General features: G+C 66.6%; 13 protein-coding genes and 4 pseudogenes. 2 read left to right on the forward strand and 15 right to left on the reverse strand.

Annotation, left to right across the window (positions count from 1 at the left end):
- Positions 1 to 24: 24 nt before the first annotated feature.
- The 6 genes and pseudogenes from ADT71_RS09815 to hemF form a co-directional block, all read right to left on the reverse strand.
- Positions 25 to 384 carry a hypothetical protein gene (locus ADT71_RS09815; RefSeq protein ID WP_054436456.1) on the reverse strand — a complete coding sequence of 120 codons (360 nt, stop codon included), beginning with the start codon at positions 382 to 384 and terminating at the stop codon, positions 25 to 27.
- 209 nt (positions 385 to 593) lie between these two features.
- Positions 594 to 1,378 (reverse strand): annotated as a pseudogene (locus ADT71_RS09820) (SDR family NAD(P)-dependent oxidoreductase).
- Between the two features lie 108 nt (positions 1,379 to 1,486).
- Positions 1,487 to 1,882 (reverse strand): hypothetical protein, encoded by a 396-nt coding sequence (locus tag ADT71_RS09825; protein ID WP_054436457.1) that lies wholly within the window; start codon positions 1,880 to 1,882, stop codon positions 1,487 to 1,489.
- Positions 1,883 to 1,944: 62 nt separating this feature from the next.
- Complete coding sequence (locus tag ADT71_RS09830) at positions 1,945 to 2,283, reverse strand: hypothetical protein (protein ID WP_054436458.1); 339 nt, start codon at positions 2,281 to 2,283, stop codon at positions 1,945 to 1,947.
- 70 nt (positions 2,284 to 2,353) lie between these two features.
- Positions 2,354 to 3,475 (reverse strand): adenosine deaminase, encoded by a 1,122-nt coding sequence (gene add, locus ADT71_RS09835; protein ID WP_231635779.1) that lies wholly within the window; start codon positions 3,473 to 3,475, stop codon positions 2,354 to 2,356.
- A gap of 137 nt (positions 3,476 to 3,612) precedes the next feature.
- Positions 3,613 to 4,479, reverse strand: a complete 867-nt coding sequence (hemF, locus tag ADT71_RS09840; protein WP_054436459.1) for an oxygen-dependent coproporphyrinogen oxidase — start codon at positions 4,477 to 4,479, stop codon at positions 3,613 to 3,615.
- A 60-nt stretch (positions 4,480 to 4,539) separates the two neighbouring features.
- Between hemF and pdeM the strand changes: the two genes are divergently transcribed.
- Positions 4,540 to 5,244 (forward strand): ligase-associated DNA damage response endonuclease PdeM, encoded by a 705-nt coding sequence (gene pdeM / locus ADT71_RS09845; protein ID WP_054436460.1) that lies wholly within the window; start codon positions 4,540 to 4,542, stop codon positions 5,242 to 5,244.
- Positions 5,245 to 5,406: 162 nt separating this feature from the next.
- Positions 5,407 to 5,928, forward strand: a complete 522-nt coding sequence (infC, locus tag ADT71_RS09850; RefSeq protein WP_054436461.1) for a translation initiation factor IF-3 — start codon at positions 5,407 to 5,409, stop codon at positions 5,926 to 5,928.
- A 138-nt stretch (positions 5,929 to 6,066) separates the two neighbouring features.
- Here the strand turns inward: infC and ADT71_RS09855 are convergent, their stop codons facing one another.
- From ADT71_RS09855 to ADT71_RS09890, 9 genes and pseudogenes are all read right to left on the reverse strand, one after another.
- Positions 6,067 to 7,365 carry a chloride channel protein gene (locus tag ADT71_RS09855; protein WP_054436462.1) on the reverse strand — a complete coding sequence of 433 codons (1,299 nt, stop codon included), beginning with the start codon at positions 7,363 to 7,365 and terminating at the stop codon, positions 6,067 to 6,069.
- 159 nt (positions 7,366 to 7,524) lie between these two features.
- Positions 7,525 to 8,057: pseudogene (locus ADT71_RS09860) on the reverse strand (J domain-containing protein).
- 121 nt (positions 8,058 to 8,178) lie between these two features.
- Positions 8,179 to 8,712: a peptidoglycan-associated lipoprotein Pal gene (gene pal, locus ADT71_RS09865; RefSeq protein WP_231635780.1), complete on the reverse strand. Its 534-nt coding sequence runs from the start codon at positions 8,710 to 8,712 to the stop codon at positions 8,179 to 8,181.
- Positions 8,713 to 8,848: 136 nt separating this feature from the next.
- A complete protein-coding gene (tolB, locus tag ADT71_RS09870) occupies positions 8,849 to 10,267 on the reverse strand; it encodes a Tol-Pal system beta propeller repeat protein TolB (protein WP_054436463.1) in 1,419 nt (472 codons plus the stop codon).
- Positions 10,264 to 10,575 (reverse strand): TonB C-terminal domain-containing protein, encoded by a 312-nt coding sequence (locus ADT71_RS35595; RefSeq protein ID WP_369818219.1) that lies wholly within the window; start codon positions 10,573 to 10,575, stop codon positions 10,264 to 10,266. Before ADT71_RS35595 ends, tolB begins: the two co-directional genes overlap by 4 nt.
- Positions 10,572 to 11,240 (reverse strand): hypothetical protein, encoded by a 669-nt coding sequence (locus ADT71_RS09875; RefSeq protein ID WP_369818220.1) that lies wholly within the window; start codon positions 11,238 to 11,240, stop codon positions 10,572 to 10,574. Before ADT71_RS09875 ends, ADT71_RS35595 begins: the two co-directional genes overlap by 4 nt.
- A gap of 14 nt (positions 11,241 to 11,254) precedes the next feature.
- Entirely contained in the window at positions 11,255 to 11,713 is a 459-nt protein-coding gene (locus tag ADT71_RS09880) for a biopolymer transporter ExbD (RefSeq protein ID WP_054436464.1), read from the reverse strand.
- Positions 11,713 to 12,422: pseudogene (gene tolQ, locus ADT71_RS09885) on the reverse strand (protein TolQ). Before tolQ ends, ADT71_RS09880 begins: the two are co-directional and overlap by 1 nt.
- Positions 12,419 to 12,881, reverse strand: a pseudogene (locus tag ADT71_RS09890) (YbgC/FadM family acyl-CoA thioesterase). The pseudogenes tolQ and ADT71_RS09890 overlap by 4 nt, the downstream one beginning before the upstream one ends.
- Positions 12,882 to 13,021 lie beyond the last annotated feature (140 nt).

Genomic DNA, 13,021 nt, shown 5'->3' on the forward strand with positions numbered 1-13,021 from the left:
CCCGGAAGACGTCCGCAAGGACGGCTAATACTTGAACCCCGTAATGACGCCGTCGCGGGTATCGCACTTGATGGTCTTCTGCGTGGTCTTGATCTTGCCGTCCTTCTCGCGCGTCGTCACATCGACCTCGGCCCGGAGCGAGGCGCGGCCGTCGCTCTTCTTGTCGGTGTCCTCGACCTTGCGGATGGCGACGTCCACCGCGCCCTGCTTTTCCCCGCGCGCCTTGGCTTCGGCCATGCAGACCTCCACGACCTTGTCGCGGGCATCGGCCCCGGACGACACCGCAGGCGGCGCCGGGTCCTGGCTCCACGCCTTGGGGATCACCGCAAAGACCAGCAGCAGGAAAGTGGCGCCGGTGAAGATTTTCCACGATTGATCCTGCATGATACAGCTCCCGTCATGCTGCCGAAGCGACAACACTCGTAAGGCTGGATCATGCACCGTGCAGTCCGGGAGCCCCATCGGGACAAATACCGAGACGCGGCTGGAAGATTCCCGTGGTGGGCCCCTGAGGTTGGCCCCCCATGGCCGGCGCCCATAGTCTGCAAGGGCAGGACGCGGCTTGAACCGCGCCCTGCACCGGTCTTCATGGATCAGGCGATAGTCGGCAGGATCCCGCCCTCTGCCCGGATCGCCGCGCCGTTGGTCACGGCGGCGAGCGGGCTGGCGAGGAATGCGGTCATCGCCGCCACTTCGTCCGCCTCGATCAGGCGGCGGATCAGCGAGAGCGGACGCAGCCTGGAGAAGAACTCCTCCTCGCGCTCGGCTTCAGAGGCGTCCTTGTTCTCCACCACCGAGCGGATGAACTCAACGATGCCTTCCGAGCGCGTCGGCCCCGGCAGCACGCTGTTGACGGTGACCTTCGTACCGCGCGTGGCGTCGGCCATGCCGCGCGCGACGGCAAGCTGCGCGGTCTTGGTCATGCCATAGTGAACCATCTCGCCCGGCGTCATCAGCCCGCTTTCGCTGGAGATGAAGATCACGCGCCCCCAGTCACGCTCCAGCATTCCCGGGAAATAGTGGCGCGAAAGACGGATGCCGCTGAGGACATTGACCTCGAAGAAGTTCAGCCATTCCGCGTCGGTGATCTCGACGAAGGGCCGCGCCTCGTAGATGCCGAGGTTGTTGACCAGGATGTCCACCTCGGGAACCGCCGCGATCAGCGCTGCGCACCTTCGGCAGTGGCGGGATCGGCGAGCACCGGGCGCACCTTTGCCAAGGCGCCGACAACCTCGGCAGCCGCATCAAGCTTGGCCTGGTTGCGGCCGGTAACCACGACTTCGGCCCCTTCGTCCGCCAGCCGGGCGGCAATGGCAAGGCCGATGCCGGCGGTCGATCCGGTGACGAGAGCGGTCTTGCCGGCGATCTTGAGGTCCATGGGAAATCCTTCCTGATAATTGCGTTCGGCGGAAAGATAGGCGCGGCGGCTACGGGCGATTAGGAGGCTGCGGGGCGTTTCAGCTTTGCGCCCGGCGCACAGGTGGCGTCAGGCCTCCGCGCCGCGGTGATAGCTTTGCGCGGCATCCGCGTCCTGCACGTCATAGGCGAACCAGGCGGCCGATCCATGGTCGTAGACCTGCACCAGCCCGTCGGCCACTTGCGCCTCGTAGAACTGCGAGGATCCCCGGTCGAACCCGCGCACTTTCGCGCCTTCGACCTCGAACGAGATGAAAGCGCCATCGGCGGCATCGCGGATTTCAGGAAGGGTGCCGCCGAACTTCGCGCCGCGATCGCCGTCGAACCCCTGCAACTGGTTGCCGCGGGATTCGGCGGCGATCCGCCGATCGCGTCCGGCCGAGTGATCGTAAAGGCCCCCCACCTTCTTTCCGGTAAGGAAGGCAAAGGCGGCGGCGGCGATCATCGCGCGAGTGTGTTCCTGCATGGCTTCATCTGGCACCCTGACGGCGGCGAGATCAAGCCATGTTTGCAGGATCGGCTACCGGGTCAGCGGCGCTTCTTGGTGATGGTCGCGGTGAAGTCCGGGTCCTTGTTCGCCACCCAGTCCACGAACTTGCGCACGCTGGGATTGTCCAGCAGCCCCTGCACGTCCATCCCGTGGCGCTGAAGCTCGGAATTGGTGAAGTTGGCGATCAGCGTCTGCTGGCAGATCGAGTGCATCGGCACGACATCGCGCCCGCCACGGCTCTTGGGAACCGGGTGGTGCCAGACGATGGTCTTGCCGGTGGGGCGGCCGCAGAGCCAGCATGGTACCGGCGGCGGCGCTTCCTCTTCCTCGTCCTGCACGTCGTCGTAAGGGCCGTGTTTCGAATATTTGCGGGCCATGCCTCTACCTGAACTGTCTGAGCTTTCGCGCGCCACCTACAGCGATGTGCCCGGCATTGCCACAACCGCGTCAGGCAGCGCCCCATTCCCGCGCGAAATCGCCGAGCCGGGCCTGGAACCGCGCGCGGCGCTCCGGCGCGATCCACGCGGTGTCGAAGGCATTGCGTTCTATCCGGACGAGTTCCGCTTTGGTCAGGTTGCCGCGCGCCTGTGCCTTCACCAGCACTTCGTTCACGTATTCGCTGCCCATGTAGGCCGGATCGTCAGAGTTGATCGTGACTTTCAGACCCTGGTCCAGCATTCCGCGCACCACGTCCACCGGCTTGCCCGCCACCATGATCTGGCCCGAGAAGGTCGGGCAGACCGTGAAGGTCACGTCCCGCTTCCTGGCGATGGCCATGAGTTCGGGCGATTGCAGGATGTTGCCGCCATGATCGATCCGGTCGACCGCGAGATCGACCAGCGCCTCGCGGATGTGGTCCAGCGTGTCCTTCTGGTTGACGTCGCAATGGGCCGTGACATGGAGCCCCGCCGCGCGTGCCTTGGCGAAATGGGCGGCGAACTTGCCCGGCGGATTATCCTTCTCGTCGGAATCGAGGCCGACGCCGACCAGACTGTCCCGGTAAGGCAGCGCCGCATCGAGCGCCTTCATCGCATTGTCCGCCGTCAGGTCGCGCATGAAACAGAGGATGAGCTGGGATTCGATGCCGAGCTTTGCCTGCGCATCGGCCCGCGCCCGGGTGATCCCGCCGATCACGGCCTCTACGGGGATGCCCCGGTCGATATGCTGCTGGGGATCGAAGAACATCTCGGCATAGAGCACGTTCTGCGAATGGGCCTTGGCCAGATAGGCGTAAGCGAGGTCGTAGAAATCCTGCTCCTTCAGCAGGACGTTCATGCCGTCATAGTAGATCGCCAGGAAGCTCGGCAGGTCGTGATAGACATAGCTGCGCTTCATCGCCGCGACATCGGCATAGGGCAGCTTCAAGCCGTTGCGCTGCGCCAGCGCGAACTTCATCTCCGCTTCCAGCGTGCCTTCGAGATGGACGTGGTATTCCGCCTTGGGCATTGCGGCGATGAAGGCGGCCATGTCCTGCGCAGGCGGCGCGGCCAGCGCGCGCGCCGCGCCCGATCCGTAAAACGCGGGCGCGCAGAGGGCCGCCTGCACGAGGGTACGTCTGCTCAGGTTCATGCCATACTCGCGGGAGCTGTCCCGGCCGGATCGGCCGGAGAAGGAAGCCCTTCTATCCGCGAGCGAATTGCCCCCTGTCCATCGACGAAAACCTCACGCCCCGTTCCAGAAAAGCGCGCTCGATCTTCCGGCCCGCTTCAGCTCCAGCTCGCCTCGGGCGGCAGGCTCATCAGGATCGCGTCGATATTGCCGCCGGTCTTGAGCCCGAACAGGGTGCCCCGGTCGTAGACGAGGTTGAATTCGGCATAGCGGCCGCGCCATTCGAGCTGGCGCACCTTGTCGGCTGGCGTGAACGCCATGCCCATGCGCCGCCGCACAAGGCGCGGGAACACCGCGAGGAACGCCTCGCCCACCGCGCGGGTATAGGCGAAGTTCGCCTCCCATGCCGCTTCGTCCGCGCATTCAAGGTGATCGTAGAAGATGCCGCCGACGCCGCGATGGACCTTGCGGTGCGGGATGTAGAAATATTCGTCCGCCCACGCCTTGTAGCGGTCGTAATAGTCCGCTCCGTGCGCGTCGCAGGCGGCCTTGAGCTCGGCGTGGAACTCGGCCGTGTCCTCGTCGTAGGGCAGCGGCGGATTGAGGTCGGCGCCGCCGCCGAACCACGCCCTGGTGGTCGTCAGGAAGCGGGTGTTCATGTGCACCGCGGGAACATGCGGATTGGCCATGTGCGCAACCAGGCTGATGCCGGTGGCGGAAAAGGCGTTCTGTTCGGCAGACGCGCCGTTGATGGTCCCCGCGAAATCCTTCGCCAGCGAGCCGACGACGGTGGAGACGTTGACGCCCACCTTCTCGAAGACCCTGCCCTTCATCAGGCCGCGCGTGCCGCCGCCCGTCTCCCCGGCTTCGCCGCCTTCCACCGCCGCGCGCTGCCACGGGGTATAGCCGAAGGACGCCGGCGAGCCCGCCTCGCGCTCGATCGCCTCGAACTCGGCGCAGATCCGGTCGCGCAGGGTTTCGAACCAGTCACGGGCACGTTCGGTTTGGGCGGTCCAGTCGGTCATCGCATCTCCTCTTCAGCCGGGGCGCTTGCCAAATCGCGCGGCCTGCGGCAAGGGAAAGCCATGGTTCCCTTTTCGTTCTGCACGCAGGAATTGCGGCTGGTCCCCACGCCGGCGGGATTCGCGGCCGGACGCGGCGCGGCGCTCTACTGGCCGCGCGAACAGGCCCTGCTCGTTGCCGACCTGCACCTCGAAAAGGCCAGCTATTATGCCAGGGGCGGGCAGATGCTCCCCCCGTATGACAGCCGCGAAACGCTGGAGCGCCTTGCCCTTGCCGTGCGGCAGACAGGAGCCCGGCGAGTATTTGCGCTTGGGGACAACTTTCATGACAGCAAGGGAACGGAGCGGCTCGAACCGCACGCCGCCGGGATGCTGTCGGCGCTGACCCGCGCGCTGGACTGGGTGTGGATCACCGGCAACCACGATCCGCACCTCGGCAGCGAAGCCGGCGGCACGCGGGTGGAGGAGATCACCGTGGAAGGGATCATGCTGCGCCATGAAGCCCTGCCGGGAACCACCGAACCCGAGCTTTCCGGCCATTTCCACCCCCGTCTGGTGGTTCACGCAAGGGGCCGCCGCATCGCCCGCCCCTGCGTGGTGCATAGCGGCAACCGCCTGATCCTGCCCGCTTTCGGCGCGCTCACCGGCGGCATGGACGCGGCCGATCCGGCTATCCTGAAAGCGCTGCAGCCGGCACGGGAAATAGACGCACTGGTGGCCGCGAAGGACCAGCTTCTGCGCTACCCCCTATGGCGATCCGCAGCCTGACACCCTATATTGCAGGTCGGCCGTTTCACACGGCCCGGGCGTCCTGTAGAATTTGCGTGAAATCGTGCTTTGCGTGCGGACGCGATTCGCATTAATGACCCCGCACTCGCCTAGCGACAGAAACGATTCAGGAGAACGCTTATAGCACCCCCACCCCGGCGCATGATGACGCCACCGGTCAAGAGCGGACCGCGCTACAATAACATGATCCAGTCGGACAAGGTCCGCGTGATCGACGAAAACGGCGAGAACATCGGCGTGATGTACACGCGCCAGGCGATCGAGCAGGCGGCCGAAGTCGGCCTTGACCTGGTCGAAGTCTCGCCCAACGCGGACCCGCCGGTGTGCAAGTTCCTGGATGTCGGCAAGTTCCGGTATGAGGCCCAGAAAAAGGCCAATGCCGCGCGCAAGACCCAGAAGACGCAGGAGATCAAGGAGATCAAGATGCGTCCGAACATCGACGATCACGACTATGACGTGAAGATGCGCAACATCCAGCGCTTCATCGGCGATGGCGACAAGGTGAAGGTGACCCTGCGTTTCCGTGGCCGTGAACTTTCGCACCAGCAGCTCGGCATGAACCTGCTGCGCCGCGTGCAGGAAGATGTCGCGGACGTCGCGAAGATCGAGGCTTATCCGCGCATGGAAGGCCGCCAGATGCTCATGGTGCTTTCGCCCAAGTAAGCATCGGCTTCAGGCATCGGCTTCGGCCGGTGCAAACCGCAAAGGGCGCGCCGCAAGGCGCGCCCTTTGTGTTTGTGCGGCCGTCATGCGGTGTGGACGCCGCCCGCGAGATGGGCGGCCGCGCGGGGCGGTCCGCGATCAGGCGCCCTTTTGCAGGAAGCGCTGCGACAGCCCGTGGTAGAGCTTCTCCTTGCTCACGAGCTGTGCGGCAAAGTCTCCGATCAGCGCGGCGGCCAGCAAGGGCATCATCAGCCCGCGACTGGCCGTCGTCTCCGAGATGATGATGACCGCCGTCAACGGCGCGCGGACCACGCCGGTGAAATAGGCCACCATGCCCAGAAGCACGATCGCGCCGGGGGGATAGTCGGGAAAGATGCCGCGCAGCAGGTCGCCGATCCCGGCGCCGATGGACAGCGACGGGGCGAAAATGCCGCCGGGAATGCCGGAAACCGCCGTCGCCAGAGTGGTCGCGAACTTCGCCGCGCCGAACCAGAGGGGCACGTCCTGACCGGCGATGATTCCATGGGCGGTATCGTACCCGGTCCCCCAGGTCAGCCCGGTCGAGACGCCAAGGACCGCGACGACGATACCGCAGCCCGCAGCGAACAGCACCGGACGCGCGCGCAGCCAGACCATCGGGCGCATCGCGCTCGTGCCCGAGGCCAGCATCAACCGCGAGAACCCGCCGCCCGCCATCCCGCCGAGGATTCCGGCAACCGGCGTAACGACAAGCGCCTGCTGGAACCCGAGGGTCTGCCGCATGGCGCCGAAGTAGATGTAATCGCCTGCGATGCCCAGGCTGACCATGCCGGCGATGAGTACCGCGGCCATGACCAGCAGCGTCATGCGCTGCTCGTAAGCGGCGGCCAGTTCCTCGATCGCGAAGGCGACGCCCGCCAGCGGCGTGTTGAAGGCCGCCGCCACGCCGGCCGCTCCGCCCGCGATATAGACCGACGAACGCAGCGGCACCCGCAAGATGCGGTGCATGCGGCCCATGATGGCGGCGGCGATCTGGACGGTGGGCCCTTCGCGGCCGACCGAAGCGCCGATCAGCAGCCCGCCCACGGTCAGAAAGAACTTGGCGATGGCGGCCCGCGCGGAAACCAGCGTCGACATCGCCGCTTCGGGATTCTTCGTGGCCGCCATGACCTGCGGAATTCCCGAACCCCTGGCCAGCGGTGCGAAGCGCTGGGTCAGCCAGGCGATGGCGGCAAATCCGGCGGGCGTGGCCAGCAGCGGCGCCCACCACCAGTCCCGCGCGAGGATATGGAACAGCGCATTCGCCCGGTCGGCCATTTCGGCGAACACCAGGGCCACCAGCCCGACCAGCACGGCGCCGCCGACGATCGCCACCCTTCTCCGCCAGACCAGCGCTTCGGGACCGTGGCGGCGCAGGACGACGCGGACACGGCGAGGCAACAGGCGGCTGGATATCATCACGACTCTCGGTGGACGACCTGGGGCGCGGTCGGGGGGTGCCCGCTTCTTGGAGCCGTTCTCCGGGCATGTCCACCCGCGCGGCTGCCATGGCCGCAATATCGCATCGATCCGCGAAACAGCCGCCGCGCCCCGGTCAATCCGGGCGGGCGGGGCCTGTCATCCCTTCCATTCGCGGCGTTCTTCCGCCGCGCGCAGGACTTCGTAGGCAAGCTGATAGGTCTGGAACGCCTTGGCCGCCTCGGGATCGTTGGGGCGCACGTCGGGGTGGACTTCCTTGGCCTTGGCGCGCCAGGCCCTGCGCACGGCATCGAACTCGGCATCCGGGTCGAGACCCAGCGCTTCGAGCGCGCGCAGTTCGTCGCCGCTGCGCGAACCGTCGCCCGAACCGGCCAGCCGTAGTGCGAGGATTCCTTGTAGCCCGATGTCTGCGCCTGCTCGTCCTGCTCGCGCCGGGCGGCTTCTTCGGCGTCGAGACCGGCGAAATAGTCCCACCCGGCGTTGTATTCGGCGGCATGCTTCTGGCAGAAGTACCAGCGGTCGGGGCTGTTGGGGCTCTTGGGCGCGGGGCAGTTGCCCGGATCGGTGCAGCCGTGGCGATCGCACAGGCGCACCTGGGCAGCCTCGTGCGAGCTGCCATAGCCGCGCCAGCGCGGGAAACCCCAGTCCTGTGATCGACCTGCGCGACTCATTCGAACGCCGATACCTGCCGACTCGAAGCCAATGCAAGTGCGTATGGCTTGCCCCGCATGCAAAAAAGCCCGGCTCGCTGACGCGAACCGGGGCCGATTTGCTGCGCCGGAGCGCGCCCGATCAGTCGATCGTGACGGTAACCGCGCGGCGGTTCTGCGCCCACGACGCTTCGTCCGAACCGAGCGCGATCGGGCGCTCCTTGCCGTAGCTCACGGTGTTCAGGCGCGAGGCATCGACGCCCAGGCTGATGAGGTAGTTCTTGGCCGCATTGGCGCGGCGCTCACCCAGCGCGAGGTTGTATTCGCGGGTGCCGCGTTCGTCGGCATGGCCTTCGATGGTGGCGCGCTTGTTGGGGTACTGAAGCAGCCACTGGGCCTGCTTCGAAAGCGCGGCCTGGTCCGCCGAATCGATGGTGTCCTCGTTCAGCTGGAAATAGATGGTGTCCGAACCCATCATGCGGGCGAGGAAGTCGGCCTGGCTGCCGGCCTGCGGGCCGCTCGGCTGGGTGGGGCCAGTGGTGGTGGTTGCCGGGCCCGGCTCGGGCGGCAGTTCCTTCGGCGCCTTCGATGCGCACGCCGACATGGCGAGCGCGCCGGCGAGGAGGAGCATTGTCGATCCGGTCTTCACATGGCGGGGGGACATGAGGGCAGGCATGAGGCAATCTCCTAAAGTGCGCAGCCAATTATGAATGGCCTGCGATTGTTGAAGTTCCGTATAATTTCAAATGCTGTCAACCTGAACGAACGCCCCTTTTCAGGGACGTTCCTTCAGGCTGCAATAATCGCTGGCCTCAGGGGCGAACGGGGCCCCAGGCCGGGTCCGAGGCGCCCACCGGGGTCGGCAGCCTGCGCTCGTTGCGGCCGGTGAGATCGACCTGCCAGATCGACGCGGTTCCGACCGTCTTGGCGGTGCGGAAGAACTGGATGATGCGGCCGTTCGGAGACCAGGTGGGCGCTTCGTCCTGCCACGAATCCGTGAGGTGGCGCATGCCGCCGCCGTTCGGGTTCATCACCGCGATGCGCAAGTTTCCGGCAACGTGCGTGAAGGCGATCTGGTCTCCGCGCGGGCTCCATTCGGGCGTTGCGGAGCGGCCGCCGAAGAAGCTGATGCGGCGCTGGTTCGAACCGTCCGCGTTCATCACGTAGATCTGCTGGTTGCCCGAGCGGTCGCTTTCGAACACGATCTGGTTGCCGTCCGGCGAGTAGGACCCGCCGATCGAGATGCCCGGCGTGTTGGTCAGGCGCTGCGGGGTGCCGCCGCCGGCCGAGGAGATGCGGTAGATGTCGGTATTGCCGCCTGAGGCCATCGAGTAGAGCACCCACTTGCCGTCCGGCGACCAGCGCGGCGCCATCGTCGGGTTGCCGGTGCGCGCGATCAGCTTCTGGGTGTTGCTGGCCAGATCGTAGACATAGATGCTCGGCTGTCCGTTGAGATAGGACAGGTAGAGGATCTTCGAATAGTCCGGCGAATAGCGCGGGGTGAGCGCGGTCGACTGGCCGCTGGTCAGGTAGCGGTGGTTGGCGCCGTCCGAATCCATGATCGCCAGCCGCTTCATGCGGTGGTCCTTCGGACCGGTCTCGGCGATATAGGCGATCTTGGAATCGAAGAACGGGCTTTCGCCCGAGAGGCGCGAATAGACCATGTCGGCGCACTTGTGCGCGGCGCGGCGCCAGTCCCCGGCGCCCACCTTCCAGCCGCCCTTGGTGAGCTGCTGCTTCAGGGCGACATCGTAGAGATAGCAGCCGACGGTCAGGTCGCCGTCGGGATTGGCGCGCACGAAGCCCTGCACCAGCATGTCCGCGCTGCGGGCAGACCAGGTGGGGAAGTCGGGCGACTGGATCTGGCCGAAAGCGGGCTGCGGCAGACCGTCCGGGCCGGAGGGCTTGAACAGGCCGTTGTTCTTGAGATCGGCGGCGACCACTTGCGACAGCGCGCGGCCGAGCGCGGCGGTGGACCCGGCATTGGTGCGGGTCGGCACGTCGGCGTCCGTGGCGAACGTGGTGATGGCGATGCCGAGATCCTGCCACTCGTTCTCGTCGGAAACCGAGCCGGTCAGGCCGCCGTCATCGGGCTGCACACCCACGTCGGCCCCTGCGGGCGGTCCGGGAATGGCGACCGGCGTCGCATTCTGCGCGGCAAGCGGTGCGCCCGCCAGCGCGAAGACGAGAGCCAGCGGAAGCAGTCGTGTCGAAAAGGTCCGGTGGGTCATTGTGATAGCCTCTTGTCGAACTTGAACGACGATACGCGCTTCCACGCATCGAAGTATTCATCGGGAAGGTTGAACGGCGCCGCAAGCTGCACTGCGCGGATCGCCTGCTCCGCATGGCGGGCGGCCTGGTTGCGGTTGGTGTCGGTTATGCCGGTCTGGCGCACAACGGTCGGCTTGCCGGCAAGGCTGCCATCCTTGTTCAGCGTGAAGGCAAGGTAAGTCACCAGTTCCTCGGCGTCCGGTCCCTGCGGCGCCTGCCAGTGCGGCTTGAGCTGGCGGGTGATCGCACCGGACAGCGCAGACTTCACCTCGGGGCCGAGCGCGCGGCCGGAGTGCCCTTGCCCTGCGTGGCCGTGGCGCCGGAAACGCCGGCGAGGAAGTCCGCCCCCACGCGGCTGCCGCCCGCCTTCTTGGGCGGGGTGGTGGCCTTGCTGTCCGCCGCGCCCGGCTTGCTGACGATCCGGTCGATCGCGCTGCCCTTGGACGGCGCCGACTTTGCAGGCGTGGGCTTTGCCGGGGCGGGTTTGGGCTTCGCGGGAGCGGGCGCAGGCTTGGGAGCCGGCTTTGGCGCGGGCTTCGGCCTCTCGGCCGGCCTTGGCGGCGCGGGCCTCGGAGCGGGCCTCGGAGCGGGTTGCGGTACCGGAGCAGGCTGCGGCTTCGGCGGTTGGGGCCGGGGCGGCAGCGGCGCGGGCTGGATCGGGGCGGGTTCCGGGGCAGGCGCCGGCTCGGGTGCCGGCGGCGGGGCGGCCTCGCCCAGTTCGGGCGCGATGTCGGGCGCGGCCTGGCTGTTCGGATCGGGCGAGGTCGAGGTGAGCCCCACTTCGTCGCTGATCGTCACTTCGATACGCTCGGGCGGCTTCACCACCTCGTTCTGCGCCGGACGCAGCATGATCACCGCCAGCACCCCGAGGTGCAGCGCGACCGCCACGGTGAGGCCCAGCCCCTCGTCCTTGCGCAATCCCAGCATTGCCATCGTGCCAGCCTAACTCAGCCGCCTGAACCGCTGCTGACACCCGTCACCAGCGAGATCGACGTGAACCCGGCGTGATTGAGTTCGCCCATGACGTCCATGACGCGGCCGTAGTCCAGCGCCTTGTCGGCGCGCAGCGTCACTTGCGGCTTGCGGCCGTCGGCGCCTGCGGGGACCGATGCAAGACGCTCTGCCAGTTCGCCCGGCGCCAGCGCCGCTTCCTCGTAGTAGACGGTGCCGTCGCGCTGGACCGTGATCGTGATCTGGTCCTGCTCCTCGCTCATCGCCTTGGCCCGGCTGTCAGGCAGCTCGATCGGCACCGCGGCCTTGAGCAGCGGCGCGGTGACCATGAAGATGATCAGCAGCACCAGCATGACGTCGACCAGCGGCGTCACGTTGATTTCGGCCATGGGGGTACGTCCCCCGCCGCTGCGCCGGCTACCTCGCCTGCCGCCGCCGGAAACGCCCATGCCCATCAGCGCTGCTCCAGCTCACGGGTGAGCGCGGAGTGCAGACGGTCGGCAAAGCGCTGGAGGCGTGATTCGAACAGGTTCACGCGGTGCGAGAAGCGGTTGTAGGCGATGACCGCCGGGATGGCCGCGAACAGGCCGATGGCCGTGGCGAACAGGGCTTCCGAAATGCCGGGAGCAACCACCGCGAGCGAGGAATTCTGCTGCTGGCCGATCTGGAAGAAGCTGTTCATGATGCCCCAGACGGTGCCGAACAGGCCCACGAACGGCGCGACCGAGCCCACCGTGGCCAGGAAGTTCAAACGGTTCGAGATGATGTCGCTTTCCTCGCCGACCGAAGAGGTCATGGCGAGGGCAATACGCTCGCGCGCGCCTTCGGGATCGAACTTGGGCATCGCGGCATTGCGGCGCCATTCGGCCAGACCGGCCCCCGCGACCTTGCCCATCGGCACGTCGCCGCGGCGGCGTTCCTTCTGGTAGGCCTCGAAGTTCTGGGCTTCCCAGAAGCCTTCCTCATAATCCGCGCACTTGCGGTTGAGGCTGCGATGCGCAGCATGAAGCTGATGATGATGGCCCAGACCCAGACGCTCGCCAGGATCAGCCCGGCCATGATCGCCTGCACGACGATATCGGCGTGCAGGAACAGCTTTACCGGGTTGAGGTGATCGGAATCGCTGCCGATGGTTACGGCGGCGGCGAGCATTTCAAACGTCATTCTTGTCCTTTCGGATGCTCACTCAGGAGCGAGGCGAAAGCATGTTGCCAGTCGGCGGGCTGTCTGCGCGGTCGTCCTTCAGGGCTGATGAACCCGACCTTTACCGTGGCCTCGGCAAGGCGGATTTCTCCGCGCCGGGCCACCTGGCGAAGGGTGCAGCTCACCCGGCCGACCTGCAGTGCATGGGTATCGATCACCACCCCGTCGCCCAGGCGCGCGGGCGAAAGGTAGCGGATGTTCACTTCCGCCACGGTGTAGAGCCCTTCCCCGGATTCCAGCGCGGCGCGCTGGTCGATGCCGAGAAGGTCGAGAAGGTCGGAACGGCCGTTCGAACCAGCGGATGTAGTTGGCGTGATAGACCACGCCGCCCGCGTCGGTGTCCTCGTAGAACACGCGAAGCGCATAGCGGTGGACCGGACCGTCGAGGACGCCGCTGGGAGGAAGAGGATCGCTGCTCATGCCGTCAGGTTGTGTAGCGGGCGAGGCCGGCAGTGCAATCCACTCGTCGCAGTTATCCCGCGCGTGCGGGCAAGCCGACGGTTAATTGCGTCGTAATCGTCGGACTTGTCGGAATTTCCGCAGCGCTGCCGCCGCCCCCG

The sequence above is a fragment of the Novosphingobium sp. ST904 genome (assembly GCF_001298105.1).
GTDB lineage: Bacteria > Pseudomonadota > Alphaproteobacteria > Sphingomonadales > Sphingomonadaceae > Novosphingobium.

What these genes read in the sequence shown, in the direction of transcription:
- ADT71_RS09880 (WP_054436464.1), bottom strand. Translation starts at nt 11,713, where the DNA reads ATGGGCATGGGCGTTTCCGGCGGCGGCAGGCGAGGTAGCCGGCGCAGC.
- ADT71_RS09875 (WP_369818220.1), bottom strand. Translation starts at nt 11,240, where the DNA reads ATGGCAATGCTGGGATTGCGCAAGGACGAGGGGCTGGGCCTCACCGTG.
- ADT71_RS09830 (WP_054436458.1), bottom strand. Translation starts at nt 2,283, where the DNA reads ATGGCCCGCAAATATTCGAAACACGGCCCTTACGACGACGTGCAGGAC.
- pal (WP_231635780.1), bottom strand. Translation starts at nt 8,712, where the DNA reads ATGCCTGCCCTCATGTCCCCCCGCCATGTGAAGACCGGATCGACAATG.
- infC (WP_054436461.1), top strand. Translation starts at nt 5,407, where the DNA reads ATGATGACGCCACCGGTCAAGAGCGGACCGCGCTACAATAACATGATC.
- ADT71_RS09825 (WP_054436457.1), bottom strand. Translation starts at nt 1,882, where the DNA reads ATGCAGGAACACACTCGCGCGATGATCGCCGCCGCCGCCTTTGCCTTC.
- hemF (WP_054436459.1), bottom strand. Translation starts at nt 4,479, where the DNA reads ATGACCGACTGGACCGCCCAAACCGAACGTGCCCGTGACTGGTTCGAA.
- add (WP_231635779.1), bottom strand. Translation starts at nt 3,475, where the DNA reads ATGAACCTGAGCAGACGTACCCTCGTGCAGGCGGCCCTCTGCGCGCCC.
- pdeM (WP_054436460.1), top strand. Translation starts at nt 4,540, where the DNA reads ATGGTTCCCTTTTCGTTCTGCACGCAGGAATTGCGGCTGGTCCCCACG.
- tolB (WP_054436463.1), bottom strand. Translation starts at nt 10,267, where the DNA reads ATGACCCACCGGACCTTTTCGACACGACTGCTTCCGCTGGCTCTCGTC.
- ADT71_RS09855 (WP_054436462.1), bottom strand. Translation starts at nt 7,365, where the DNA reads ATGATATCCAGCCGCCTGTTGCCTCGCCGTGTCCGCGTCGTCCTGCGC.
- ADT71_RS09815 (WP_054436456.1), bottom strand. Translation starts at nt 384, where the DNA reads ATGCAGGATCAATCGTGGAAAATCTTCACCGGCGCCACTTTCCTGCTG.